Annotated in this window: 1 pseudogene; it reads right to left on the bottom strand. The window is 43.5% G+C overall.

Features of this window, described 5'->3' with window-relative positions:
* Positions 1 to 294, bottom strand: a pseudogene (locus tag OS173_RS13270) (IS5/IS1182 family transposase); the annotation flags it as partial.

Genomic DNA, 294 nt, shown 5'->3' with positions numbered 1-294 from the left:
CTTTCCGTCTCTGACCATATAGCCACTGTCCGGGTCTGTGGTGCTTTGTTTGATTATTTTTGTTTCAGGCTTTTGTTCTTTGGCCTTAAGGGGCTTTTTTCCATGATTTTTACGATCCTCCGTTACCGACTGTTCAAGTGTCTGAATATAATCCTTACTACTTACGCGGCCTTCTGTTTCAACCCACTTGCCTTTGTTGGCATTGGCTTTGATGTGGGTTGAGTCTGTGTATAAATGATGACCTTTGATCAGCCCTTTGCCCATCGCCTGGATGACAATCTCATCGAATATTTG

Source organism: Marinicella gelatinilytica, from assembly GCF_026410405.1.
GTDB classification, from domain to species: domain Bacteria; phylum Pseudomonadota; class Gammaproteobacteria; order Xanthomonadales; family Marinicellaceae; genus Marinicella; species Marinicella gelatinilytica.
This window is presented reverse-complemented; position numbering and strand designations above follow the sequence as displayed.